Below are 22,934 nucleotides of genomic sequence, written 5' to 3' on the forward strand. Positions count from 1 at the left end.
GCTGTGGCTGTACTCGAGCGGGATATCTCGGATTTCATTCCAGTGCGCAAAAGTGCCCATTCTTCCGGTATTCGTCGGATTGGTGTCTCGTGAATGGAACGATACTCCAATGAACTGGCGTGAACGAGAGTGGAATGGGGAGATAGTAACCGTGCGGTGACCAGCAGCAGCGCGGTTGTCGTTTTTGAGGCTGAAAGCAGACGGACAACTCTAGAGCATATCTATCGCACAGACGCCGTTCGGTACCGAACCTACCTGGCCTTTGCTAGGCGAGCCAAGCGAGCGCATGCGTCTATTTGTCATTGAACAGCTCCAATAGTGCAGGAAGCTTGTGAACAGCCCGAAGGCCTGCCAACGTTGTCGGCCCGTTCTTCCGGTGCATCATTCGATGACAGTTTGCGCATAACACTGCGAAATCCGTTTTGACGTTCATAGGCACTACGGTGTTTAGTGGCAGGGTTCCAAGTTGGATTAAGTGATGGGCCTCGATATACTGGTGCCCGATTTTTCCATACACTTTCTCGAAATCAAAACTGCAGCCTTGGCAGACATAACCCAGAGCTTTCTTCACCTTCCGACTGGTTGACGGATTGCGCTCGATGCTTTGATGCTGGCGATATATCCGGCGCTCTTCAACGCTGCCGCCATTAACTGCATCATCATCATCAGCGGTCGGAAGATCGGTTAGGCCGCCTAAGGTGTCGAGCTTCAAATAGCTGCTCAATATTTCTTTTAGATGTCGAGCGAGAACGGCTTCTGACGGGAGATTGGCTAGGTCATAGCTGTAGCCGCAAACATGGCCTGCCTCATAACCGTCCGGCAAGGTGCCGCTACCCGCAAGTTCGATTGCCGCGTTGCTCATACCAACTGACAGCTTTCCGAGACGCGCGTTGCCGAGCTGCGCGCGGCGTTCCAGTTCTGGAAGATAGCGAGACTTAAACTCTTGCTCGATCGCGGTCGTTCCCTGGTTTAGGGACAGGTAGAGTCGGGCCATATCGGCAGAGAAAAGATAAACTGCGTAGTAGCCGCGCGTTGCGGTTGTTGTGATCGCCGGGTTGAACACCGCAATCCATGGTATCCGAGCCCAATTGCCCTGACCTGGGCTACCTACAACCTTAAATCCCGATCCGAACAAGCTGTCGACGACCGCCTTGACGGCTGATGGGGCCTCATGACGAACAAATGCCGCTAAAGTGTTGTCTACGATATTTTTTGCTGCCTCAGTTGTAAAATCGGCTGCGATCCTCAGTAGTTCGGTCCGCATCAATGTCCTCCGCTCTTGCACACCTCGCTATAGCCGGGCGCGATCCGTCAACATTGACTGATCGTAACCTATTGTTAGAAAATAAAATCTTCTTGACGGCGACACTCGAATGGTTCCGGTCATGATTGTTTGTGTCAAGGAATCTCCGAGTGGCCCGTCATAAGGAACCGTTTTGGTCGCCCGGCGCCCCTGGTGATAGCGAAACTAGGCGCACCATTCTCGGATAGGGGATGAGGCAAGCGCTTCGTATTCGGATAACGTTTGCTAAGCTGTCTCACGCACTGCGGACGGATTGAAGTGAATGACCACCTCGTCCGACTTACCACCGGGAAAGGTAAAGGTGAATTCAGGGGCATTGGGATCAGCGCGCTTCACCTTCGATGGCTTTACCGGCTGAAAATAGCCCCTTGAGACATGACCTAGTGATGGAAGCACGGGCCGTCGCCCTTTGAACCAATCAGTAATCGTCACGATCTGCAGCCTCGGCAGATGGCCATGCGCAGTTTCCGCGAATCCGAAAGAGGCCGCCTCGGCGTTCATGTCGCGTGTTGCATCATTGAGGCAGATGAAGAGACCCATATCGGCACGCTCACGATCGATCACTGCCTTAAATTCGCGAACATCCTTGGCGCCGACGTGCTGCCCCCCTTTCACTGACGTCAAAATTCTGCCCCAGCCTCGCGGTCCGTTCATGAAAAACATTTGGCCGTCAATTCCGCGGTCCGGTCCCTTTTTGATTTCCTTCAAGGCTTGAACGCCCACAAGGTAGTTGGCCCACCATTGGAATTGGAACTTGTCCTTAAGGGCCAATCGCTGCGCACTCTCAAAGTCACGTGGTATGCCACCTACATTGAAGCGGGCGCCAGGAAATTGGGTAAGAACTCGGTCTTCGATAACCTTGATGGCGTGGAATGCCACGTCTATACCAATCCAATTCCGACTGGTGGCTTGTGCTGCAGCAACACTCGTGCCGCAACCACAGAATGGATCCAAGATTGTGTCACAGGGGTCCGTCGAACCTTCAATGATGCGCCGCAATAGGGCTAGCGGCTTTTGTGTCGGATATCCCAGAGATTCACGGCCGGACGCTGGCTTGATATCTGACCAGTCATTTTGAAGTGATACGCCAGGCATTTCATCGAGATAGCGCTTCTGAGCAGGTACTGCGCCAGGTCGAGTCTGGACGATGCGGCCCTGCGCGATTAGTTCTCGCATTTTTTCTCGGCTGAATCGCCAGTGGCGTTGAACGCCCATCACTTCATATAATGGATTCCCTTTCGCCGCACCGCCCGGGCCGGTGATGTCACTCAGACGAAATAAGCGCCCCGTGCCAGGTTCTTTGTGCTTGTAGAAGTCTCTAACGTACCGCTCGTCATAAGGTGTGTATTGTGTGTTCCATTTCCAGGTTCGACCTTTTGTGTAGAATAGGATCACATCTCTCACGTTGCCAAACTGCTTGCGGCCCTGCTTGGCGTCATTGTGCGCGGACTGACGGCGCCAACTAATTTCGTTTCGAAAGTTCCGAGCGCCGAAGGCGGCATCCAGAATTATCTTCAAGTAGTGGGAAGCGGTAGGATCGCAGTGCAAGAATAAGGATCCTGTGTTCTTCAGAACACGATGCAATTCTGTGATGCGTTGGCCCATCATGACGAGATAGGCCATCATGTCGCTTTCGCTTAATGCGCTGTGAAGAGCGTGAATGATCGAGGCTACGCTCCCGCCTCGCCGCATAATCTCGTCGAGCGCCCACTGAGCTTCGTTGCCCCAAGTCCATGTATCTCGGAAGGCCTCAACTTGAGCGCTCGCGGCTTCATCCTGCGGCGTTTTGAACAAGACGTTGTACTTGGCATTGCTATTAAATGGAGGGTCGAGATAAACGAGGTCAACGCTCTCGGTAGCGATTTCCTCACGAAGTATTGTAAGGTTGTCTCCAAACCACAGTTGATTCATCTTGCACCCGCCGCGTTCTCTAGTGCGAACGATGCGGCGCCATGGTTAATATTTGATTATATTTTGCGGACTGGGCTAGTCCATGTTCCATTGGCCGCTTTTAAGCGGGCCCCAATAACTGCCTCTATAGTCAATAAGCGAGCGCTAACCTGCCATACGCTCCGTTTTACATCTCCACGTGCGCACCATTCCCCCTGTGTGGCCGGTGCAACTACGCATCCGCTGTTTGTGGGTACGCGGATACCTTGGTGCGCTTGATACGCGCCCCGTTTCCTCGTGTCCTAGCCGTCCACCACTGCGCTACTACGCGCCCGACCAAGCAAGCTCAGCGGCCACATTCCGTGAACGGTTCCGAAACAAATAGTGGACGCACTCACACACACCAAAACTTGAACGAAATCAGCTATTTACAAGGCCTACAAAACAAGTGATGCTTTGGTTGTACCGATGAGGAACGCTGACGCGCGGGTAACACCGCCTTCATGAAGTGGTGCTTCAGACATAACAACCGACGCGCAAGCTGGTTAGTAGCCGTTCCGCAAGGTTGAGAAGTTCTGCAGAGCGCTGCCGGTCGCATTGAACCCCGAAATTGAAACCGGGGCTGAGATGCACGGCGTAGCGCTTCTTTGTTCCGTGCTCTCCGCTCGAGCGGAGATACCTATGGACAACATTCGTCCCAACGGCTCGTCAGCGCCGCAAAAGCTGATCAACATCCAAGTGGCTGCAAGGGAATTGGGCGTCCATCCGTGGGCGCCGCGCCATAAACGCCGGCATCATTCCCGCGTACACCCCATTCAATTCCAGAAAGTTGGTAAAGCTGTCCGAAGTGGTGGCGTATATCGACTCGTGCCGGAACGGGGGTAGCGAATAATGCGCAAGCCCTGTTCCGCCCCGAACTACGACGACCCCGTCGATTGGCTGACGCCGCCAGAATACTATCACGCGCCGTTGCGGGCCGGGGTTCACACCATCCCGATTGCAGCGAATGCGGCGATTATGACGTTCACGGTGGAAACTGGTCCTAACGGCCAGTCGATCATCCTGACTGTCTGGTCGGGAGGTGCGTGATGGTTGATCCGAAACGCATCTTCGGTGATTTAGCGCCGCTCTACCGGAAGGCTGGCTTCTGGCCACGTCCCTGGCGGAGACAGCTTGGTTGCTCCCGGGATCACTGTCGCGGAGCATCATGATGGCAAAGGCTTGGTCGTGATGCACTTGCGCGAATCCTTAGCCCCTGCATAACTTACAAGAATTCAGATTGGTTTGTAGGGGGGATAGTATGAAGTTCGAAGGGTTTCAAGTAACGAACTTCCGAAATGTGATTGATTCGGGCTGGATTACCGCCAATCAAATCACCGCGTTTGTTGGTCAAAACGAAGCTGGGAAGAGCAATCTCTTCGAGGCGCTTTATTGCCTCAACCCAATTATCGAAGAAGCCGACTACAATCTAAACGAGGATTGGCCGGTCGATCAATGGGAAGGCCGGAAGAATGCTGACGGAGAGCTCGTCTGTCACGCGCGCTTTCGCCTCTCATCCGATGAAATAGCCGCGCTGGTTGCTGCCGCAGCACCAGAAATGGAAGCCATAGCCGAAGGAGAAACGCCTCCCTCGGCACCGCTCGTGGAAGTCCCATCCGAAGCCTTTATCAACCTCTACAAATACTACGGCTATGCAACCGACTTCGAAGTGAAAGGCTTCACATCCGGAACTCTTAGTGAGGGACGAGCCACAGCGTGGGCGAAAGCAAGCGTGCCCAAGTTCGTGTACATTCACGACTACGACATGTCGGGCGCGCAGGTGGAGCTCAACCAGCTCCGCGACCGATGGGATCAGGTCGGCAGGAAGAACCGTCACAAATTGAGCAATGAGGACCAGACCATCCTCATTATTCTCGACCTCGCGAACATCGAGCTAGATGACTTCCTTCAAAAAGGTGATTCTGCGGAAGGCCGCACCGTGCGCTCCTTCGATAAGCGCTCGGCCTCGGCCTATCTCACGAAGCAGTTCGATAATCTGTGGAGGCAGAAGGAAGTCAAATTCGATATTGAGATTGACGGTCCGACGCTGAACATTTTCGCTGAGGATGCAGGCATCGGGATGCCGGTACGGCTGCATCGCCGTTCGACGGGCTTTCGTTGGTACGTCTCGTTCGCTTGGAAGTTCACTCACGCTACAAGCGGCGAATTCAAGGATTGCGTCCTGCTCCTCGAAGAGCCGGGGGTACATCTCCATTTCACCGGACAACGTGACTTGCTCGCGGTATTTGAGCGCCTCGCGGAACACAACGCCATTCTATATACCACACATCTCGCCTCAATGGTTGATCTCGCTCATCCGGAACGCGTGCGGATTGTCGAGAGTCGCGATAACCACGTTGCAGTGACACGAGGGATCGTGAGTTCACAACGGGAGCCGATGGCCGTAATCGAACAAAGCCTCGGCCTCACCGGCGACCACAGCGGCATTCTCGGCAGCCGACAAGTGTTGATTGTCGAAGGAGGCGGGGACACAGTGGTGCTGCAAAAGCTCTCCGGTCTTCTCAAGGCAGACGGGAAAGAAGGATTATCGGACAAGGTGTATCTTTGGCCCGCGCACGGCGCACCCAAAACACCGATGTACGCCGGTTTCGCCATCGGCCAGGGTTGGGATGCGGGAGTGCTCCTCGACAGCGATGATGAGGGTCTCGAAAATGGCCGAGAGCAGTGGAAAGAAATTTCGGATCCTCATGCTCGGTAAGGCGGCCGGAACGAAACAGACTGATTTCGCCATTGAGGACCTCTTCCCACCAAAGTTCTTCATCGACTGCGTGAACGATACTTATGGGCTCGCCATCAAGCCGGAGGATTTGCCTGAGGACGGTTCCGACATGATTACAAAGAAGGTCGAGCACGTTCTGAAGACGAAGTACGGTCACAGCCGACTCGATAAGAAGCTCATCTTGGGCGAGATGTGGAAGCAATTCGATGCGTGGAAGTCGATTGATGATCTTCCGGCGCATACCGCTAGCCGAGCCGAAAAGATGTTTATGGCGATCAACGCAGCGTTCGGAGAATAGCGGCTGCAGTGCATGCCTATGCAGACATAGCCAGTCACGTATGAATTGGGTTCAACTTCTTTGCATTCCCGCGACGCCGCGATTTCACGCAGCCTCGATTTCGTATCTTGGTAACCCGCGTGTAACCGCCGCCCTCTGAGCCGCCTCGACTCCGTGCTATTTCCTTGAGACCAAAAACACGAAAGCCGCGGCGAACCGCGGCTTTTCGATGTTAGATGATTTGGAGCGGGTGAAGCGATTCGAACGCTCGACCCCAACCTTGGCAAGGTTGTGCTCTACCCCTGAGCTACACCCGCTCGCGCGGCTCTCGCCGCAGGCCGGGCCTATATGGCCGAACTCGAACGCGATTGCAACAGGGAAAACATCGCCTGCGAAACCTTCCTGCACGATCGATGTCGACCGCCCGGTCTGGACGGTTCCGCCGCATATCGGCTAAGCACGAGGCCCCAGCCATTCCGTGCAGAAATCCAGCGCAGCGGTGTCCCATGCCGAAAACTCAAGCCCAGCTTTTCGACTTCCTCGCCGAGCTCGGCATCGCGGTGAAGACCGTGTCGCATCCGCCGCTGTTCACGGTCGCCGATTCGCAGGCCCTGCGCGGCGAAATTCCCGGCGGGCACACCAAGAACCTGTTCCTTAAGGACAAGAAGGACAACTATTTCCTGCTGACCGTGGCCGAGGACGCCGAGATCGACCTGAAGCAGATCCATCACATTATCGGCGCGTCGAGCCGCGTGTCCTTCGGCAAGCCGGACAAGCTGCTCGACTATCTGGGCGTGACGCCCGGCGCGGTGACGGCCTTCGGCATCATCAACGACACCGCGCATCAGGTGCGGATCATTTTCGACGAAGCGCTGATGCGTCACGACGTCATCAACGCGCATCCGCTGACCAATGACGCGACCACGTCGATCGCGCGCGAGGACCTGCTTCGCTTCGTCGAGGCGACGGGACATGAGCCCCTCGTCTTGAAACTCGCGGCCTGAACGCCACATTTCCCCCAGCGTTGACTCGACCGTCCCGGCTCTTGGGTTTAGAGCGGATGCGGACGCTTCGACAAAATGAGGAATGACCATGAGCGCGCAGGACAATCCATACGGCAACGGCCAGTTCGGCGGCTACGCGGTCGCCAACGGCAACACGCCGGGCGATGCCGGTGAGGCGGCGGCCGCAGTGGTGAAGGACACGACGACGGCGACGTTTCCCGCCGACGTCATTCAGGAATCGCGCAATCAGCCCGTGCTCGTCGATTTCTGGGCGCCCTGGTGCGGCCCCTGCAAGCAGCTTCAACCGGCGCTGGAAAAGGCCGTCGCGGAATCGGGCGGCCGCGTAAAACTCGTCAAGATGAACATTGACGACCACCCGTCGATCGCGGGACAGCTCGGCATCCAGTCGATCCCGGCCGTCATCGCGTTCCGCGACGGGCAGCCGGTCGACGGCTTCATGGGCGCCATCCCCGAAAGCAAGATTCTCGAATTCATCGACAAGGTCGCCGGCCCGAGTGACAAGGCCGCCACCGCTGACGCGCTTGCCGCCGCCGCGGAGGTTCGCGCCGAGGGCGACCTGCAGGGCGCGACGCAGATCTACGCGACCATCCTGCGCGACGCGCCCGACAACATTGATGCGATCGCCGGTCTTGCGGAGGTCCTTTTCGAACTCGGCGACACCGAAACCGCCCGCGAGGTTCTCGCCCGCGTGCCGGAGGGACAGGAAGACGCCCCGCAGCTCGCCGGCATCAAGGCGCAGTTCGCGCTGGCCGAGCAGGTTTCGTCGCTCGGCGATCCCGCGGCGCTGGAGCGCGCGCTTGCCGAAAACCCCAGGGATCATCAGGCGCGCTTCGACCTCGCTTTGATCCAGAACGCAATGGGCGAGCGTCAGCAGGCCGCCGACAGCCTTCTGGAAATCATGCGCGCGGACCGCGAATGGCAGGATGACGGCGCACGCCTCCAGCTCCTGAAATTCTTCGAGGCCTGGGGCATGACCGACGAGGCGACATTGGCCGCGCGCCGCAAACTTTCGTCGCTGCTCTTTTCGTGAGCGGCGGCCCGCGCGCGCTTCGGCGCGCGCCCACAGCGAGCGGCCACGGCGCCGGAACGACAGGCAAGGAGACGTAAGTGCAGGCGGGAAATGCCCGATATCGCACGGCAGAAGACCTTCCGGACATCGTTCCGGTGTTTCCCCTGACCGCCGCGCTGCTTCTGCCTGGTGGACGCATGCCGCTCAACATCTTCGAGCCCCGCTATCTTGAGATGATCGACCACGTCATCGCGCATCATCGCCTTGTCGGCATGCTGCAACCGAGGCTGGATGGCGCGTTGCGGGCCGATGGCGAGCCCGAACTGTGCGACGTCGGATGCCTCGGACGCCTGACCTCGTTTGCCGAGACCGGCGACGGCCGCTATCTCGTCTCGCTGCAGGGCGTCTGCCGGTTTCGCGTGGCTGAGGAGAGCCACGCGAAGACGCCGTTCCGGCAATGCCGCATCACCTCCTTCGCCACCGATCTCGACGCCGAGGCGGGCGCGGCGGAAGTCGATCGCCCGGCCTTGCTGAAAGCGTTCCGCGCCTATCTCAAAGCCAACGACCTCGACGCCGATTGGGAGAGCGTGAGCCGCGCCGAGAACGCGACGCTCGTCAACGCGCTCTCCATGATGGCGCCCTACGGCGCGGCCGAAAAGCAGGCCCTCCTCGAAGCCCCCGACCTGAAGACACGCGCGGAGACATTGATCGCGATCACCGAATTCGCGCTGGCGCGCGATGACGAGAATTTCGGGTCGAGCCTGCAATGAACGACGAGCCGCACTTCACCGGAACGGCCGTCGCGCCGACCGGCGACAGCAGGAAGCACGAGATCGACCCGAAATTGCTCGACATGCTGGCATGCCCGCTCACCAAGGCCCCGCTGAAATGGTCTCCGGCGACATCGGAACTGGTGTCGACCGCGGCGCGGCTTGCTTATCCCGTGCGCGACGGCGTGCCGATCATGCTGCCCTCCGAGGCACGCGCCCTCGAACAGGACGAGTTTGGCGGATGAATGCGCGGCGACGTTCCTGATACCGGCCCGCCTGCAATATCTGCGACCGAGCGGATCGACCGGCGGCGCGGAAAGGGCGACGCCAACCGGGACGCGATCGTGGCTGCGGCGGCAGACCTTTTCTGGCGCAAGGGATACGCCCAGACGACGCTCGGCAGCGTGGCGCAGGCAGCCGGCATCCCGCCTGGAAACCTCTTCTACTATTTCCGCACCAAGGCCGACCTGGCGTTCGCCGTCGCGGACATCTTCGTCGCCGAAACCCAGGCCATGCTTCACGATACGGAGCATGAGGAGGCGGAACCGCGCAAGCGGCTGGCCGCCCTCGTGGCGCGTCTCGCGCGCAGCCTGCGCAGCCGGGTCGCGCATGGATGTCCCATTGCCTTGTGCGTACGCGACTTTCGCAGCAGTGCGCCCGAAGCATCCGACCGTGCGGCCGAGGCGTTCACGATGCTGATCCAGTTCATGGCCCGCGAGCTGGGCAGGTCGGGGCTGCGCCCCTCCATCGCGCTCGGCCAGTCGCGCGCCGCTTTGGCCGAGTGGCAGGGCGGCATGATGCTGGCCCACGCGATGAAGGACGCCACCGTTCTGTCCGAGAGTTTCCGCCGCATGGATCGCCTGCTCGCGGGACATTGATTTGGAGACAAGCGCTCGCACGGTGGCAACGGCGACGGGCATCAATGAAAATTCCTCCCCTTGGGCATCACTGTCCTGACGGGCTGTGGCGCGGTCGGCGCTTGCCGGGCAAGTGCCTCGCGAACCGCCTGGCGGTGCTCACGCGGGATGCTAGCCATGGTCCGCCGGTCTTCGTCGATCGAGTGCTTCACCTCGTCGGTGGGCGACAGGAAATCAACGTCCGACGCCGCTTCGGAGAGCGCTTCGAGCCGCGGGCTCAGATCGTCCATCGCCTCGGCGACTATGTGGATGACGCCTCTTTCCGCCTGAAGGCGACCACGCACGCGCACCAGTCGCGTTCCCATGATGACGGGCAGCAAACGTTCGAAATCCCGCTTCCAGACGATCACGTTGGCGATACCCCCCTCGTCTTCCAGTGTCATGAAAATCGCATTGCCCTTGCCCGGGCGCTGACGCACCAGAACCAGCCCCGCGACGGAGATACGCCGGCCACTGGGCACGAAAGACAGGGCTGCGTTTGGTGTGATCCCGTCCCGATCGAAACCCGCCCGCAGAAAGGAAACAGGATGCGCCTTGAGCGAGAGGCGAAGGGAGCGGTAATCATGGATGACGTGCTCACCCAGCGGCATGACCGGCAGCCTGGTTTCAGGTTCATTGTCTTTCAAATCTAGATCAGGCCGGTCGAAGAGAGGCAGCGTTTCTGCGGCACTTTTGCCGTCCAGCGCGCGCACCGCCCACAGCGCCGCGCGGCGATCGAGCCCGATCGAGCGAAAGGCGTCGGCTGCGGCCAGCTTCTCCATGTCGCCGACATCGAGACCGGATCGCAGCCAGACGTCGCGCACGGATACGTAGCCGCCACCTCGCTGCTCCACCAATTTTTTGACCTTCGCCGCCGAAAGCCCTTTGATCTGCCGCAGACCAAGCCGAACGGCGTGTCGCGTTCGAATGACGTCGTGCATTTCCTCGTGGCGGCGGGCGATCTGATCACGATCGAATGGCGCAGTTTCAAGCGTGCAGTCCCAGTCGGAATGCATGATATCGACCGGCCTGATCTCGACGCCATGCTCGGCCGCGTCGCGCACCAACTGCGCCGGAGCATAGAACCCCATGGGCTGAGAGTTGAGAATCGCGGCGCAGAAGACGTCCGGATAGAAGGTCTTGAACCAGCAGGACGCATAGACGAGCAACGCGAAAGACGCGGCGTGGCTCTCGGGGAAGCCGTAATCGCCAAAACCCTCGATCTGCGCGAAGACACGCTCGGCGAATTCCTTGTCGTAGCGGTTTTTCACCATCCCATTGATCAGTCTGTCTTTGTACTTGTCGATGGTTCCGTTGCGTTGGAATGTCGCCATCGAGCGCCGAAGCTGGTCCGCCTCGCCGGGAGCGAAACCACCCGCTTCGATGGCGATCTTCATGGCCTGCTCCTGAAACAAAGGAACGCCAAGGGTTCTCCCGAGAATTTCCCTCATCTGCTCACTGGGATAGGTCTCCTTTTCCTTGCCCATACGGCGGCGCAGATAGGGATGCACCATGTTGCCCTGGATAGGTCCCGGGCGAACGATCGCCACCTCGATGACGAGATCGTAGAATTCACGCGGCCTCAGCCTTGGCAGCATCGACATCTGCGCCCGGCTCTCGATCTGGAAGACCCCCAGCGTATCTGCCCGGCAGATCATGTCGTAGACATGGGCGTCCTCCTTGGGGAGTGACGCCAGGGTCAGTGCGCGGTCATAGTGCCGCTCCAGAAGGGTGAAGGCGCGTTTCAGGCAGGACAGCATGCCAAGCGCCAATATATCGACCTTGATAAGACCGACGGTATCCAGATCGTTCTTGTCCCATTCGACCATCCTGCGGTCGTCCATTGCCGTCTTGACGATGGGCACAATCTCGTCGAGGCGGTCCTTGGTGATGACGAACCCGCCGACATGCTGCGACAGGTGACGGGGACATTCGATCTTCATCAGTTCGTTTGCGTGGTCGATGACGTGGCGTCGCATCCGATCATCGTTGGAAAGCCCCCCAGCCGTGGCTTCCTTTTCACCCAGTTCCGATGTCGCCCAACCCCAGATCGAACCGGAAAGCGACGACTGCACATCGTCCGAGAGCCCCATGGCCTTCGCAACCTGGCGTAGCGCGGACCGGCCTCGATATGTGACGACGGAAGCGGCAAGCGCCGTTCGTGTCCCGCTATACTTTTCGTAGATGTAAGCCATCACCTCGTCGCGCCGTTCATGCTCGAAATCGACGTCGATATCCGGAGGCTCGTCGCGCTCCGTCGAAATGAACCGCTCAAAGAGGCCGTTCATTAAAAGGGGATCGACTTCCGTGATTCCCAGACAAAAACAGATGACCGAGTTCGCTGCCGAGCCGCGTCCCTGGCACAGGATGTTCACGTCTTTCATGCGCGCGAACCGGACGATGTCGTGCACGGTGAGAAAATAGCGTGCGTATTCCTTGTTGGCGACGATCTCCAGTTCATGCGTAATTTTATCGACCAGTCCTGACGGAAGACCATCTGGATAGCGACGCTGCGCGCCTTCCCAAGTCAGCCTTTCCAGCTCGGCTTGAGGGTCGATGCCGGGTTCCGTGGTCTCCTCAGGATAATTGTGGCTCAACTCCTTCAGTGAAAATCCCAGCGTGCCCGCAAACCGCATCGTCTCGGCAATCGCTTGTGGATGGCGGCGAAACAGCCGGGCCATTTCCTCTGGCGGCTTCATGTGGCGCTCGGCGTTGGCGGCGAGCTCGAACCCGGCTTCGGCCACCGGCACATTGAGGCGGATCGCCGTCAGCACATCCTGAAGGGCGCGGCGTTCGCAGACGTGATAGCGCACATCGTTGACGGCCATGAGCGGCACTCCGACCTGCGCCGCCATGCTGGCCGCCTGCTCGATGCGAAAGCGATCGTCGCCGTCGTAGCCGGGCGCGACGGCGATCCACAGGGCCTTGCCGCCGAAACGTTCGCGCAGCGCCCGCAGGAATTCGCTCTCGTCACGCAAACCGTCTCCAAGAACAGGAAGCACGGCAAGCGACAAGCCGTCGCCCCATTCGATCAGATCGCTGCGATAGACATTCGGCGCGCCCTTCGGGCTTTCCTCGCGCAGATTGGCCTGGGTCAGCAACCGGCACAGATGCCCCCAGCCCTGCCTGTTCTGCGGGTAGGCCAGCACGTCCGGCGTGCCGTCGGCAAAGACGAGCCGACAGCCGGGATGATAGGGCAACTGAACCGGCTCTTCCGTTTCGGACACTGGAATCTGCTTCGACTGGCTCCACGCGCGCACCACGCCCGCAACGCTGTTGCGGTCGGCGAGCCCCATGGCGGCATGACCGAGCAGCTTGGCCGCGATGACCAGTTCCTCCGGCCGGGAGGCCCCGCGCAGGAACGAGAAGTTCGACTGCACGGCGAACTCCGCATAGCCAATGCCGGCGCGCATGTTCATGCGAACAGCCCGTGCATGAACCAGCACGGCATGCTTGGCGAGGCGCCGTAGAGCCCCTGCCGATACAGCCAGAAACGGCGGCCCGCTTCGTCCTCGACGCGGAAATAGTCCCGTGTCGGCGCATCCGTCTCGTCACGCCACCATTCGGGCGCGATACGCTCCGGTCCTTCCGCGCGCGCGACCCGGTAAAGCACGCGCCGCCACCGGAAATATTGCGGCGGCCCCTCGGGCACTTCCGCCGCCGTCACCTGGACGTTTTCCGGCCGGGCCAAAAGCCGGATCGGCCGCTCGGCCATGATTTTTCCGGGAGCGCCCGGCTTCGCCGGCGCATGCGTTCGCCTGTCCGCGCCATCCTCGAAAGACTGCAGGACCGCCGCACGCTCGGGAACGTGGCTTTCGACGAGATGCGGGAGCGCCAGCGCGCCCTCGCCAAGACGCGCGCGCACGCGATCGGCGAACAGCGCGAGCCCCTTGTCGTCGCCCTTGTGTTCACCGGCGAGATCCACCTGCTCGATGGTGAAGGCAACGGTGCTCAGCACGGACAGCCGCACCAGTTCGAAGCCGCAATCGGCATCGATCTCGTCTGCCTTCGCCGTAAGTTTCTCGTGAAACAGCTTGTGGATCAGGGCCGGTTCCCGCAACGGCCGCGACGACCCGATCGTAAAGCGCCGCACCGCGCCATCGACCCTGAACAGCGCCAGTTGCAGGCGCCGCGCGCCCTCGCCGCGACGTTCCAGATCGGTCTTGAGCGTCGTGGACAAGAGCAGGACCAGCCGCTCGATGTCTTCCAGCAGGACGATGGGTTCAGCCAGATGCCGCTCCACCGAAAGCGGCGCGACGGGCATGCGCGGCGACACGGCTTCCTCAAGTCGCCCGAGCGCCTGATCGAGCCGCATCAGCAAGGTCGCGCCGAACCGGCGCGCAAGCGGCGCGCGCGGCGCGGTCAGGATCGATCCCACCGTTCGCAGGCCGACGCTTTCAAGCCCGGTGCGGACCGCCGGCTGGAGCCGAAGGCAGCCAAGCGGCAGCGGCGACAGGGCGTACGCCTCCTCGCCCGGCCTGACGAGCGCCGGGCTCATGAACCGTGCCGCAGCCCAGGCCGCGCCCGGCGTCGAGGCGAGGCCGGCACGGGCCCGAAACCCCTGCGTGAAAAGCCGGTTCAGCATATCGTCCAGCATCGCCTTTTCGCCGCCGAAAAGATGCGCGCACCCCGTGATGTCCAGAAACAGGCCGTCGTCACCCTCCAGCGCCACCAGCGGCGTATAGCGGTCGCACCAGTCCGCAAGGCTTGTCAGGAGCTTGCGGTCGCCGGCAGGCTCCGCCTCGACGATCTCGATCGTCGGATGCATGGCGCGCGCATCGGCAAGTCCCATCCCCCGCTTGAGGCCGAGCGCAGCCGCCTTTTCGTCCAAGGCCGCGACACGCTGGGTGTTGTTCTCGCGATGGCTGACAACGAGCGGCGGATGCCCGGCATTGTGCCCGGCCTTACGCGGCACCGCGGAGCGCCACGACCGCCCCAGCCTGCTTCTCAGAATCCGCTCGGTCTGAAGCAGCGGAAACCACAGCGCCAGGATCCTGCGCCCCGGCTCCGGCGCGAGCCCCGAAACCGGCATCGGCCGATCCGTCGATCCGTCTCTCGTGAAAGACGCACTCATCTTTATTCCATTCCAGAATGACTGTTGCGGGGATCGCCATGCGGCTGCGCGCGATCGTGACGGTGAAGGCCGGCGGCCCGATCGAACCTTCGAGTGCCCCCAGGATCGTGCGGCGTTCCGCTGCCGGCGCGGGTGAGACGACGAGCCGGACGGGCGCCGCCGTGGGCTCGGGCTCGCCTGCCTGCCGCAGCAGATAGAGGGGGCGGACGGCGGCCTGCGCGCGCCGGTGAAGCCTGCGCGTCGCCGTGAGATCGAGCCGGCGCGAATGGCCGCGCACCTCCAGGATCACACTCGACAGGGCGGTCAGCGCGGCAGCCTCCTCCGCCACCCACAAGGCGTCCTCCAGCCGCCGCGTTTCGGCCACCAGAAGGGCATCGGCCGGAATGCCGAAACGATGCAGGATGCCCGGCGCGTAAGGGAGGCCTGCCTCCGACAGGACTTCACCCGCAACCACCCACAGAAGCGGCGCCTTGACCGCCGATTGCCGCAGCGCCATGGCCGCCAACGCCAGCGTGAAACCGGCCACCGCGCCCGCGTCACGCGTCTGCGCGCCATGGATCTCGGTCAGCGCCGCAAACGGCAACCCTCCGCCCAGAGCCGTATCGAGGCGCTCGTTTCCGATCGGAAGCATCAGCCCCTCACCCGGCATGCCGTGCCGGCGCAGCACCACATCCTCGCTCTGCCGGCCCAGATCGGCGCCAGGCGCGGAAGGACGCTCCCCGGCCCCATGCAGCCGATCCGGCAGCCTGCCTTCGATTCTCGCGATTTCCCGACGCAAGGCAAAGACGGCCTCGCGCGCCACGGCGGTCGCCATGATGCGGTTCTTTCGTTCACTTGTTCCTGTTATGTTCCTATGGATTCCAGAGCCGCCGGGAAGAGTCAAGCGGAGTCTCGGAGAATTTATTCCTCGCCCGGCGATTCAGGTCGGCCCCGGGCCTTCATCATCCGACGCATCGGGGGTCGAAAGCCGCGTCACAAAGGTCTATATGGCCCGAAAGGACACCGCATGGCCCGTATCTATCAAAGTCAGGAATGGAGCACGAAGCTCTCTCCTTCGCTGCAGGATTTCGAACTCCTGGCGCTGGAAACCTATGCCCATCTGCCCGACGAATTTCGCATGCTGACCGGCGAGATCGTCATCCTCATCGCGGAATTTCCCACCGACGAGATCATGGACGATCTCGCGCTGGAAACCCCGTTCGACCTGCTGGGCCTGTTTGAGGGACGAGGCATCGCGGAGCGGTGGAACCCGTCGACGGGGGAAGGTCCGAACCGCGTCACCCTCTATCGCCGCGCGATTCTCGACTACTGGTCGGAAAACGAGGAGACGCTGGGCGACATCGTCGCGCATGTGCTGATCCACGAGATCGGCCACCATTTCGGCCTTTCCGACGACGACATGGAAAAGATCGAAGAGGGCGTGGAGTAGAATGGCAAAGCCGCTCTCGCCGTCCGACCTTTACGATCGGTTGAGAGAAGCGTGGAGCCTGGAGACATCCAGCCGGTGGACGACGCGATCCCCTTCGAGGACATGCCCGCCACGCGCGGACGCGATGGCCGACACGAGCCCGGCACAGTATCAGGCGCTGAGGCGAAGGCTGGGGCTTTGACTGGTCAGGCGGCCTCGGCCGGCATTTCGGGGATCGCGTCGATCTCCGCCCGCTTCGCATCCGCCACGACCGCGAGATCGTAGGACGCCTGCATGTTCATCCAGAACCTCGGCGAGGTTCGGAAGAATTTTGCAAGACGCAGCGCCGTGTCCGTCGTGACGGGCGACTGTTCCGCCGCCAGCCGCTCGATACGGGTGCGGGGAACGCCGAGTTTCCTTGCAAGCACGCCTGCACTCATCCTCAGGGGTACGAGATACTCCTCCCGCAGAATTTCTCCGGGGTGTATCGGGGGATCGAATCTCAAGTCCATTCCGAACTCCATGGATTTCAGGACTCGAAGGTTTGCTGGACTACTGCTCGCCGAGTTTCATCGACGGGTCGTACTCCGTGCCCTCGACCTCCTTGAACACCGCCTGGCCGCAGCGCATCGTCTTGGTTTCCGCGTCGAAGGCGTAGGTCGGCGAGCCGTAGATGTGCCAGCCCTTGTTCAGCGCGGCGGTCACCTTGTGGCAGAAGCTCGAATCGTCGGGGCCGGAGAGAAAGCGGTAGAGTTTCATCGGTGTTTTCCTATTTTCCTGCCCTGGCCAGCACGCGCTCGGCCTGGTCGAGATGCAGCCGCTCGATCATCCTGCCGTCGATCGATATGACGCCCTTCTTTTCGTTCTCCGGTAGCGCGAAGGCGGCGCGGACCGCAAGCGCATCAGTCACCTCGTCGCCGGAGGGCGAAAAGGCGGCATTGGCCGCCTCGATCTGCGCCGGATGGATCAGCGTCTTGCCGTCGAAGCCCATATTGCGGCCTTCCTCGCATTCGCGCGCGAAGGCATCGAGATCGCGAAAATCGTTGCTGACGCCGTCGAGCACGTCGAGGCCCCCCGCGCGCGCCGCCAGCACCATCTGCGACAGCCAGGAGGCGAGATAGCGCCGGTCGGGCGTGACCTTGACGCCGGTCTCCTTGACGAGATCGTTGGTGCCCGCCACGAGGCAGGCGAGCCGTGCGCCCCTGTCGCGGCCGAGTGCCGCGATCGCGCCGATGTTGAGGAGCGCGCGTGGCGTCTCGATCATCGCCCAGAGCCAGAGCGACGGGCGCGCATCGGTGTCATCGAGCAGGTCGTTGGCTTCGAGAATGTCGCGCGCGGTTTCGACCTTGGGCAGGAGGATGCCGTCCGGGCGGCATTCGCGCGCCGCGAGAAGGTCGCCCTCGCCCCATTCGCTCGACAGCGCGTTGACGCGCACGATCATCTCCCTGCCGCCCTTTTCGCGGCCGGCGAAGATCGCCTTCAGCCGCTCGCGCGCGGCGAGCTTTTCGGCAGGCGCGACGGCATCCTCCAGATCGATGATCACGGCATCGCAGGCAAGCTGCGCGATCTTCGCGAGCGCCTTCTCGTTGGTGGCGGGAACATAGAGGACGGAGCGGCGCGGCCGTGGGGTTCTGATCTGCATCCCTATGTTCTGGCTCAACCGATTCGCCGGCGCAAGCGCGCTCGTGCAACGAACGCTCTTGCCGCGCCGCTGCAAAGCTGGTTCCTTGCCCGCCGCCCACCAGCGGAGCCATCCATGCCCAGTTACGACATTGTCATCATTGGCGGCGCGATCGTCGGTTCCTCGATCGCCTATTTCCTGCGCGAGGAAGGGTTTTCGGGATCGATAGCGCTGGTCGAGCGCGACCCGAGCTTCGCCCATTCCGCGACCACGCTCTCCTGTGCGTCGATCCGCCAGCAATTCTCGATTCCCGAAAACATCAGGCTGTCGCAGTTCACGCTCGGCCTGTTTCGCGAGTTAAAGACGCGGTTCGGCAGCGACGCCGACATCGCCTTCCGCGAGAAGGGCTATCTCATCCTCGCCGGCCCCGAAGGGCTGCCGATCCTCAAGGCCAACCATGCCGTGCAGGAGGCCGAAGGCGCGGACATCGTGCTGGAAGACGCCGACGCGCTGGCGAAGCGTTTTTCGTGGATATCGACCGAAGGCATCACGGCCGGCGCCTATGGCCGCTCGGGCGAGGGCTGGTTCGACGCGCACGCGCTTCTGACGCTGTTCCGCAAGGCCTTGAAGGACAAGGCGATCGACCTGATCACCGGCGAAGTCGCCGCGATCGAGCGCAACGGCGCGCGGGTCGCGAGCGTAACCCTTGCCGATGGCACGCGCCTCGACGCCGGTCATGTTATCAACGCAGCCGGCCCCAATGGCGGCAAGGTCGCCGCGATGGCGGGAATCACCCTGCCGGTCGAACCGCGCAAGCGCTCGGTCTTCGTCTTCGAGGCGCGCGACCGCATCGACGACATGCCGCTGATGGTCGATCCCAGCGGCATCTATGTGCGCCCGGAAGGCTCGGTCTACATCACCGGCGGCGCCGAACCGGAAGACACGGACGGCCCGGCAGACCCGGCCGATTTCGAGCCGGACTGGTCGCTGTTCGAAGAGACGATCTGGCCCATTCTGGCGACGCGCGTCCCCGCCTTCGAGGCGATCAAGCCGGGTCGCGCGTGGGCCGGTCACTACGACTACAACACGCTCGACCAGAACGCGGTGGTCGGCCCGCATCCGGAGGTCGAAAACTTCATCTTCGCGAACGGGTTCTCGGGCCACGGCCTGCAGCAGGCGCCGGCGGTCGGCAAGGCGCTGGCGGAACTGATCCTGCACGGCAGCTACCGCACGATCGACTGCTCAGCCTTCTCCTACGAGCGCATCGCGGAAGGCAGGGCCTTCCGCGAATTGAACGTTATCTGATTACAAATCGAGTTCAGGAGAAGGTCTTGGGTCACGCTCTCGCGAGGTCACCGTGGAGGGAATTTGGTCCGCGATCAGGTGACGACCAGTCCCGCTTCGTCGAGGGCGGCGGCGAATTCGCGCTCTGCATCGGCAGTCGAGCGATGCCCGTCGAGCACTTTCAGGCAGGTGTCGCGCGCGTCGCGATGGCGCGGGCCCCGCGCGCCCGGCCATTGCGTGCTCGACAGGATGTCCACCGCCTCGCGCACCGTGCCGATACGGTGAGGCACCCCGCCGATCGTCACGGTCACCGGTGTCCCGAAGCTCTTGTCCTGCTGTGTCATCAAGTTCAACGCCCGCTGGGGAACCGGGTTCCCGGCAGGCGCAAAGCCGGACCATTGACGCGGCGTGAGCCGATGCCTATCTGAGCACCGGGTTCGGAAGCCCCTGCCGCCCGCAGGCTCAGGCCACGGTGAAGCTTCCCGACGAGACATCGTTTCCCTGTCGTCAGACGGCCGAAACGGCAATGCGGGCTCCCGTGACACACATGCCGTCCATCAGATGGATAGGAGAACGCGATGACCACCACATCATCCGATTACAAGTCACATGCCAAACGCCTGCGCGACGCGCTCGCTGCCGACGGTATCACGGTCAGCCATGGCAAGGCGCTTGAACTGGTCGCCCGGCAAAACGGCGCGCGCGACTGGAATACGCTTGCCGCGCAGGACACGGCCACCAAAAGCCCGATCGAACGGAGCGGCGCGCCTTTCAGCGTGGGAGAGCCAGTCGAGGGCACCTTCAACGGCAACCCGGCGCATGGCCGGGTCATCGGCCTGTCCGAGACGATCAAGCCGGAACTCTGGCGGGTTACCGTCAAGTTCGACCCTCCGGTCGACGCGTCCACGTCGCAGAACTTCTCGGTCAAGCGCAATCGCGTCGAGATGGTCGTTGGGGCCGATGGTCGCTCGCGGCGGCTGACCGGCACGGAAACCGGCGTCATGGCGCTCAAGCGCGCCTGACGGCACCCTGAGCCCGAAAACAGGCGGTTGCGACCCCGGTCGCAGCCGCCTGTTTGCTCAGAGCCGCTTGAGAAACGCCGAGACCTCCGCCAGCCCGTCGCGCAGGATTTGCGCATTGTTGGCATAGCCGATGCGCACCGTGCCCTCCGCATCAAGCGCCGATCCGGGCGTGAACAGAACGCCGGTCTCCTCGAGCAGTTTGACGCAAAAGGCTTCCGCCGGCATGCCGGCATCGTAGCGCAACAGCGCCGTCGTTCCCGATTGCGGTTTCACCCAATCCACCTTCGGCTCGTTGCCGACCCACGCTTCCAGGATGCCAAGATTTTCGCGCACGATCCCCCGGCTGCGCGCGAGGATCGCGTCGCGGCTTTCCAGCGCAATGGCCGCCAGGAAATCGTCGACCATGCCGACGCTGATCGTGTTGTAGTCGCGATGGATCGACACCTCATGCAGCAGATCCTGCCGACCGGCGATCCAGCCCAGCCGCAGCCCCGCCAGCGAGAACGCCTTCGACATCGAGCCGGTGCTGATCGCCTTGCCGTAGAGGTCCGCGACCGAAACGGTCGTGCCCGCACCCGTCTGGTCGGTGCCGCGATAGACTTCGTCGGCGAGAATCCATGCGCCGGTGTTTTCAGCGATCGCGACGATCTCGCGCAAAGTCGCCTCGTCCATCAGCGCGCCGGTCGGGTTGTTGGGATTGGCGAAGACGATCAGCTTGCAGGCGTCGCCTGCAAGCTGCCGCAATGCGTCGAGATCGACCCGTTAAGCATCCTCCTCGCGCAACCGCAACTGCCTCACCTCGGCGCCGAGGCTTTCGGGAATGGAGACGTGCTGCTGATAGGTCGGCACGATCGAGACGACCACATCGCCCGGCTCCACAAGCGCCTGATAGACCAGCGCGTTGGCGCCGATCGCACCATGCGTGACCGTGATGTCTGCGGGCTTCTTTGTCTCGTAATGCGCGGCAATCGCATCGCGCAGCCGCTCGGAGCCCTCGATCGCGCCATAGGTCAGCTTCATCGGCAAAAGATCGTCGAGAAGACTGTTCGACTTGCCCGTCAGGGCAAGAAGCTGGTCGACCGTCAGCGATTCCACGCAGGTTTCGGCCAGATTGTAGCGGCAGAGGTTTTCGTACCGGTTCATCCAGATTTCGACGCCGAACGGCCTGATCTTCATCGCACGCTTCTCCTCTTGTCCGACCGACTCCGGACTTTGAATTTCCCGGGATTGTGTGTAAATCGGGTCCGCAGGAATTCTGAAGGCCGAAAGACAGGCAAGACCATGGACCCGTTCACCACGCTCACAGGCGTCGCAGCACCGCTTCCGATCGTCAATGTCGATACCGACATGATCATCCCGAAGGACTATCTCAAGACGATCAAGCGCACCGGACTGGGTTCCGGCCTGTTCGCCGAGATGCGCTTCAACGAGGATGGTTCGGAAAACCCCGATTTCGTGCTCAACAAGCCGGCCTATCGCAAGGCGCAGATTCTCGTCGCCGGCGACAATTTCGGCTGCGGCTCGTCGCGCGAGCATGCGCCGTGGGCGCTGCTCGATTTCGGCATCCGCTGCGTGATCTCGACCTCCTTCGCCGACATTTTCTACAACAACTGCTTCAAGAACGGCATCCTGCCGATCACCGTCAGCCAGGACGATCTCGACAAGCTTATGGACGATGCGGGGCGCGGTGCGAACGCCACGCTGACCGTCGATCTCGTCGAGAATGAAATCCGCGGGCCGGACGGCGGCGTCATCACCTTCGATCTCGACCCCTTCAGGCGTCACTGCCTGCTCAACGGCCTCGACGACATCGGCCTGACGATGGAGAAGGCGCCGTCGATCGACAGCTTCGAGAAGCGCAACGCGGAAAGCCGTCCCTGGGCCTGAGCGAGCGACCGGCATGACCCCTTTCATTGCCAAGCGGCACGAATCCATCGTGTTCGGCCTGCTTCTCTCGGGCATGATGTCCTGCATCGTGTCTGGTCTGTCGACCGCGATCGCGACCGGCATCGGCAGCGATTTCGCGCTGCGCTGGCTTGCCGCGTGGCTCCCGTCATGGGCGGTGGCCTTTCCCGCGGTCCTGATCGTGGCGCCGATCGTCCGGCGCATTCTAAGGCACATCGTCCAGGAAGGCTGACATGACCCGTCGTCTCATCTCCACCGGATCGCCTTTCGAAAAGACCGCAGGCTATTCGCGTGCGGTTGTGGACGGCGACTGGTGCTTCGTCGCAGGCACGACCGGCTACGACTACGACTCGATGATCATGCCCGAAAGCGTCGAGGAGCAGGCAAGAACCTGCCTCGCGACCATCGAGAAGACGCTGAAGGATGCGGGCTTCTCGCTCGCCGACGTCGTGCGTACGCATTACTACGTCACCGACCGCGCCTATGTGCAGCGCGTCTATCCCATCCTGGGCGAGCATTTCGGCTCGATCCGCCCCGCCGCGACGATGCTCGTCTGCGATCTGGCCGAGCCCGAGATGAAGATCGAGATCGAGGTGACGGCGCTGAAACGCATACGGGCAGGCGCCTGACCACGCTTGCACCCCGGGCGTCCTGCCGCTAGCAAGACGTCG

23 protein-coding genes, 1 tRNA gene and 1 pseudogene are annotated in these 22,934 nt (G+C 61.6%); 14 read left to right on the forward strand and 11 right to left on the reverse strand.

What is annotated here, in order from left to right; all coding sequences use genetic code 11:
• Window positions 1-292 precede the first annotated feature (292 nt).
• On the reverse strand, window positions 293-1,264 hold the full coding sequence (locus tag AAFN55_RS21205) for a DUF3578 domain-containing protein (RefSeq protein WP_347800957.1): 972 nt from the start codon (window positions 1,262-1,264) through the stop codon (window positions 293-295).
• Window positions 1,265-1,528: 264 nt separating this feature from the next.
• Window positions 1,529-3,214 carry a site-specific DNA-methyltransferase gene (locus AAFN55_RS21210; protein WP_347800958.1) on the reverse strand — a complete coding sequence of 562 codons (1,686 nt, stop codon included), beginning with the start codon at window positions 3,212-3,214 and terminating at the stop codon, window positions 1,529-1,531.
• Window positions 3,215-4,084: 870 nt separating this feature from the next.
• Between AAFN55_RS21210 and AAFN55_RS21215 the strand changes: the two genes are divergently transcribed.
• From AAFN55_RS21215 to AAFN55_RS21225, 3 genes are all read left to right on the forward strand, one after another.
• Window positions 4,085-4,282 carry a hypothetical protein gene (locus AAFN55_RS21215; RefSeq protein WP_347800959.1) on the forward strand — a complete coding sequence of 66 codons (198 nt, stop codon included), beginning with the start codon at window positions 4,085-4,087 and terminating at the stop codon, window positions 4,280-4,282.
• Between the two features lie 211 nt (window positions 4,283-4,493).
• Window positions 4,494-5,951: a hypothetical protein gene (locus tag AAFN55_RS21220; protein WP_347800960.1), complete on the forward strand. Its 1,458-nt coding sequence runs from the start codon at window positions 4,494-4,496 to the stop codon at window positions 5,949-5,951.
• Window positions 5,905-6,270 (forward strand): hypothetical protein, encoded by a 366-nt coding sequence (locus AAFN55_RS21225; RefSeq protein WP_347800961.1) that lies wholly within the window; start codon window positions 5,905-5,907, stop codon window positions 6,268-6,270. The genes AAFN55_RS21220 and AAFN55_RS21225 overlap by 47 nt, the downstream gene beginning before the upstream one ends.
• Window positions 6,271-6,491: 221 nt before the next feature.
• On the opposite strand, the gene AAFN55_RS21230 is transcribed toward AAFN55_RS21225, so the two are convergent.
• Window positions 6,492-6,566, reverse strand: a tRNA-Gly gene (locus AAFN55_RS21230).
• A gap of 189 nt (window positions 6,567-6,755) precedes the next feature.
• Between AAFN55_RS21230 and AAFN55_RS21235 the strand changes: the two genes are divergently transcribed.
• The 5 genes from AAFN55_RS21235 (at window position 6,756) to AAFN55_RS21255 (ending at window position 9,931) form a co-directional block, all read left to right on the forward strand.
• Entirely contained in the window at window positions 6,756-7,253 is a 498-nt protein-coding gene (locus tag AAFN55_RS21235) for a prolyl-tRNA synthetase associated domain-containing protein (RefSeq protein WP_347800962.1), read from the forward strand.
• Window positions 7,254-7,341: 88 nt separating this feature from the next.
• Window positions 7,342-8,304 carry a thioredoxin gene (gene trxA / locus AAFN55_RS21240; RefSeq protein WP_347800963.1) on the forward strand — a complete coding sequence of 321 codons (963 nt, stop codon included), beginning with the start codon at window positions 7,342-7,344 and terminating at the stop codon, window positions 8,302-8,304.
• Window positions 8,305-8,381: 77 nt separating this feature from the next.
• Window positions 8,382-9,053, forward strand: coding sequence for an LON peptidase substrate-binding domain-containing protein (locus tag AAFN55_RS21245; RefSeq protein WP_347800964.1), 672 nt, complete (start codon window positions 8,382-8,384; stop codon window positions 9,051-9,053).
• Window positions 9,050-9,298: a Trm112 family protein gene (locus AAFN55_RS21250; RefSeq protein WP_347800965.1), complete on the forward strand. Its 249-nt coding sequence runs from the start codon at window positions 9,050-9,052 to the stop codon at window positions 9,296-9,298. The genes AAFN55_RS21245 and AAFN55_RS21250 overlap by 4 nt, the downstream gene beginning before the upstream one ends.
• Complete coding sequence (locus tag AAFN55_RS21255) at window positions 9,299-9,931, forward strand: TetR/AcrR family transcriptional regulator (RefSeq protein WP_347800966.1); 633 nt, start codon at window positions 9,299-9,301, stop codon at window positions 9,929-9,931.
• Between the two features lie 41 nt (window positions 9,932-9,972).
• Here the strand turns inward: AAFN55_RS21255 and AAFN55_RS21260 are convergent, their stop codons facing one another.
• The 3 genes from AAFN55_RS21260 to AAFN55_RS21270 form a co-directional block, all read right to left on the reverse strand.
• Window positions 9,973-13,368: an error-prone DNA polymerase gene (locus AAFN55_RS21260; RefSeq protein ID WP_347800967.1), complete on the reverse strand. Its 3,396-nt coding sequence runs from the start codon at window positions 13,366-13,368 to the stop codon at window positions 9,973-9,975.
• The gene (locus AAFN55_RS21265; protein ID WP_347801066.1) at window positions 13,365-14,780 is read right to left on the reverse strand and encodes a DUF6504 family protein; all 1,416 of its coding nucleotides are present in this window, start codon (window positions 14,778-14,780) and stop codon (window positions 13,365-13,367) included. Before AAFN55_RS21265 ends, AAFN55_RS21260 begins: the two co-directional genes overlap by 4 nt.
• Before the next feature lie 73 nt (window positions 14,781-14,853).
• Window positions 14,854-15,837: a hypothetical protein gene (locus tag AAFN55_RS21270; RefSeq protein ID WP_347800968.1), complete on the reverse strand. Its 984-nt coding sequence runs from the start codon at window positions 15,835-15,837 to the stop codon at window positions 14,854-14,856.
• Between the two features lie 192 nt (window positions 15,838-16,029).
• On the opposite strand from AAFN55_RS21270, the gene AAFN55_RS21275 reads away from it, so the two are divergent.
• Window positions 16,030-16,452: a metallopeptidase family protein gene (locus AAFN55_RS21275; protein ID WP_347800969.1), complete on the forward strand. Its 423-nt coding sequence runs from the start codon at window positions 16,030-16,032 to the stop codon at window positions 16,450-16,452.
• A 185-nt stretch (window positions 16,453-16,637) separates the two neighbouring features.
• On the opposite strand, the gene AAFN55_RS21280 is transcribed toward AAFN55_RS21275, so the two are convergent.
• Genes AAFN55_RS21280 through AAFN55_RS21290 form a run of 3 tightly spaced genes read right to left on the reverse strand, consistent with a single transcriptional unit; the run spans window position 16,638 to window position 18,073 of the window.
• Window positions 16,638-16,943, reverse strand: a complete 306-nt coding sequence (locus AAFN55_RS21280) for a HigA family addiction module antitoxin (protein ID WP_347800970.1) — start codon at window positions 16,941-16,943, stop codon at window positions 16,638-16,640.
• Window positions 16,944-16,983: 40 nt separating this feature from the next.
• Complete coding sequence (locus AAFN55_RS21285; protein ID WP_347800971.1) at window positions 16,984-17,190, reverse strand: DUF1737 domain-containing protein; 207 nt, start codon at window positions 17,188-17,190, stop codon at window positions 16,984-16,986.
• A gap of 10 nt (window positions 17,191-17,200) precedes the next feature.
• A complete protein-coding gene (locus tag AAFN55_RS21290; protein ID WP_347800972.1) occupies window positions 17,201-18,073 on the reverse strand; it encodes a CoA ester lyase in 873 nt (290 codons plus the stop codon).
• A gap of 114 nt (window positions 18,074-18,187) precedes the next feature.
• On the opposite strand from AAFN55_RS21290, the gene AAFN55_RS21295 reads away from it, so the two are divergent.
• A complete protein-coding gene (locus tag AAFN55_RS21295; protein ID WP_347800973.1) occupies window positions 18,188-19,357 on the forward strand; it encodes an FAD-binding oxidoreductase in 1,170 nt (389 codons plus the stop codon).
• A 74-nt stretch (window positions 19,358-19,431) separates the two neighbouring features.
• Here AAFN55_RS21295 and AAFN55_RS21300 read toward each other — a convergent pair whose 3' ends face one another.
• Window positions 19,432-19,680 (reverse strand): DUF982 domain-containing protein, encoded by a 249-nt coding sequence (locus AAFN55_RS21300; RefSeq protein ID WP_347800974.1) that lies wholly within the window; start codon window positions 19,678-19,680, stop codon window positions 19,432-19,434.
• A gap of 234 nt (window positions 19,681-19,914) precedes the next feature.
• Here AAFN55_RS21300 and AAFN55_RS21305 point away from each other — a divergent pair, with 234 nt between their 5' ends.
• Window positions 19,915-20,358, forward strand: a complete 444-nt coding sequence (locus AAFN55_RS21305; RefSeq protein WP_347800975.1) for a glyoxalase superfamily protein — start codon at window positions 19,915-19,917, stop codon at window positions 20,356-20,358.
• Window positions 20,359-20,415: 57 nt separating this feature from the next.
• Here the strand turns inward: AAFN55_RS21305 and AAFN55_RS21310 are convergent.
• Window positions 20,416-21,534: pseudogene (locus AAFN55_RS21310) on the reverse strand (aminotransferase).
• 105 nt (window positions 21,535-21,639) lie between these two features.
• Between AAFN55_RS21310 and leuD the strand changes: the two are divergent.
• Genes leuD through AAFN55_RS21325 form a run of 3 tightly spaced genes read left to right on the forward strand, consistent with a single transcriptional unit; the run spans window position 21,640 to window position 22,892 of the window.
• Window positions 21,640-22,245 carry a 3-isopropylmalate dehydratase small subunit gene (leuD, locus tag AAFN55_RS21315; protein ID WP_347800976.1) on the forward strand — a complete coding sequence of 202 codons (606 nt, stop codon included), beginning with the start codon at window positions 21,640-21,642 and terminating at the stop codon, window positions 22,243-22,245.
• Window positions 22,246-22,258: 13 nt separating this feature from the next.
• The gene (locus AAFN55_RS21320) at window positions 22,259-22,495 is read left to right on the forward strand and encodes a DUF2798 domain-containing protein (RefSeq protein ID WP_347800977.1); all 237 of its coding nucleotides are present in this window, start codon (window positions 22,259-22,261) and stop codon (window positions 22,493-22,495) included.
• Window position 22,496: 1 nt separating this feature from the next.
• The gene (locus AAFN55_RS21325; protein WP_347800978.1) at window positions 22,497-22,892 is read left to right on the forward strand and encodes a RidA family protein; all 396 of its coding nucleotides are present in this window, start codon (window positions 22,497-22,499) and stop codon (window positions 22,890-22,892) included.
• Window positions 22,893-22,934: the final 42 nt, after the last annotated feature.

Origin of the sequence: Mesorhizobium sp. CAU 1732 (genome assembly GCF_039888675.1) — a bacterium.
In the GTDB taxonomy this organism is placed as follows: Bacteria; Pseudomonadota; Alphaproteobacteria; order Rhizobiales; family Rhizobiaceae; genus Aerobium.